The sequence below is a fragment of the Streptomyces colwelliae genome (assembly GCF_048158785.1).
In the GTDB taxonomy this organism is placed as follows: Bacteria; Actinomycetota; Actinomycetes; order Streptomycetales; family Streptomycetaceae; genus Streptomyces.
Genome location: NZ_JBLTJC010000726.1, coordinates 1 through 2,085, shown reverse-complemented (window position 1 = coordinate 2,085; position 2,085 = coordinate 1). Strand labels below are relative to the sequence as shown.

General features: G+C 70.8%; 3 protein-coding genes. All 3 read right to left on the bottom strand.

Features of this window, described 5'->3' with window-relative positions; translation table 11 throughout:
- Window positions 1–1,184: lipid-transfer protein (locus ACNFOC_RS53695; RefSeq protein WP_416966213.1), on the bottom strand; the 1,184-nt coding region annotated here is incomplete at its 3' end.
- Complete coding sequence (locus ACNFOC_RS53690; RefSeq protein WP_416966212.1) at window positions 1,181–1,618, bottom strand: MaoC family dehydratase; 438 nt, start codon at window positions 1,616–1,618, stop codon at window positions 1,181–1,183. The genes ACNFOC_RS53690 and ACNFOC_RS53695, both read right to left, overlap by 4 nt.
- The coding region (locus ACNFOC_RS53685) for an acyl-CoA dehydrogenase family protein (protein WP_416966211.1) at window positions 1,615–2,085 on the bottom strand (471 nt) is incomplete at its 5' end. The genes ACNFOC_RS53690 and ACNFOC_RS53685, both read right to left, overlap by 4 nt.

Below are 2,085 nucleotides of genomic sequence, written 5' to 3'. Positions count from 1 at the left end.
AACTTGAGGAGGTCGCGGGTCTCGAAGAACTTCCGCTTGTGCAGGACTCCGCCCTCGCCGCCGACGACAAGGAAGCCGCCGTAGCGCGGCTCGCGTATCTGGTTCACGGCGGTGCCGCGCAGCTGTCGGACCCCCTCCGCGATCCCATTCATCCCGTGCAGATACGCCTCCCCGAGCTGCCCCCCGTGTGTGTTGACCGGCAACCGCTCCTCGGCCACGAAGTCCGCCGCCTCCCCCTTCCCGCAGAACCCGAACTCCTCCAGCTGCATCAGCACGAACGGCGTGAAGTGGTCGTACAGGATCGCCACGTCCATGTCCTCCGGCCCCAGCCCCGCCGTCCGCCACAACTGCCGCGCTACCACGCCCATCTCCGGAAGTCCGGCCAGATCGTCCCGGTAGAAACTGGTCATCTGCTCCTGCGCCCGCCCGGTACCCTGCGCCGCCGCCGCTATGACGGCGGGCGGACGCGGCAGGTCGCGGGCCCGCTCCACCGACGTGACGACGATCGCCTGCGCGCCGTCCGTCTCCTGGCAGCAGTCCAGCAACCGCAACGGCTCCACGATCCACCGCGAGGCCGCGTGCTCGGCGAGTGTGATCGGTCTGCCGTGGAAGTACGCCGCCGGGTTCGTCGCCGCGTACTTGCGGTCCACCACCGCCACCTGCCCGAACACCTCCGGCGTCAGCCCGTACGTGTGCAGATACCGCTGCGCCGTCATCGCCACCCACGACGCCGGCGTGAGCAGCCCGAACGGCAGCGACCAACCGAGCGCCGCGCCCTCCGCCGACGGCTCCCGGTGCGTCACGCCCGAGCCGAATCTGCGCCCCGACCGCTCGTTGAAGGCGCGGTAGCAGACCACCACCTCCGCGATCCCCGCCGCCACCGCAAGCGCCGCCTGCTGGACGGTCGCGCAGGCCGCGCCGCCGCCGTAGTGGACCCGGGAGAAGAAGGACAGCTCGCCGATCCCGCAGGCCTGGGCCACGGTGATCTCCGGGTTGGTGTCCATCGTGAACGTGACCATCCCGTCCACGTCCGCCGGCGTCAGCCCCGCGTCGTCCAACGCGGCCCGCACCGCCTCCACCGCCAGCCGCAGCTCACTGCGTCCCGAGTCCTTGGAGAACTCCGTCGCCCCGATCCCGACGATCGCCGCCTGCCCCCCGAGGGTGTCACGGGTACGGGTGCTCATCCGGCCTCCCTGGTGCCTACGGTGACCTCGTCCGCGTCCGCGTCTGCGTCCGCCGGTCTTACGGTGACCGTCACCGTGCCGGTCACATGCCTGCCGATACCGTTCGCCCCGAGCACCCGCACCGTCGCGGTGTCGCCGTCCGTCTCCTCGACCCTGCCGGTCAACACCATGGTGTCGCCCGGGTAGTTGGGCGCGCCGAGCCGTATGGCCACCTTGCGGAGGATCGCTCCCGGTCCGAAGTGGTCCGTGATGTAACGGCCGACCAGGCCGTTCGTCGTCAGGATGTTCATGAAGATGTCGGGGGAGCCCTTCTGCCGTGCGGCCTCCGCGTCGTGGTGCACGTCCTGGTAGTCACGGGAGGCCACGGCTCCGGCGACGATCAGCGTGCGGGTGATCTCGATCTCCAGCGGGGGCAACTCCTCACCTGCCCTCATGGCCGCACCTCCTCATCGACGATCAACTCCCCCAGTTCCTGAAGCACTTCGCCCCCGGCTCCCAGGTACGCGTCCAGCTGCCGGCCCCAGAGGAAGTGCCGGTGCACCGGATGGTCCAGGTCGGCTCCCGCCCCGCCGTGCAGATGCTGACCCGTGTGGACGACACGCTGGCCCGCCTCGGACGCCCACCAGGCGGCGGTCAGCGCGTGCGTTGCGTACGGCAGTCCAGCGTCGCGCCGCCACGCCGCCTCGTACGCCGTCACGCGTATCGCCTCGATGTCCATGTGCGCGTCGGCCGCCCGGAGTTGGACCGCCTGCCGCGTGGCCAACGGACGCCCGAACTGCTCCCGGGCGTTCACGTGCGCCACAGCCCGAGCGAGCGAACCGGCACACACCCCGGCCTGCAACCCGGCGAAGGCGGTACGGGCGGTGGCCAGAACGTCGGTGTAGGGGGAGGGAGTTGGGGG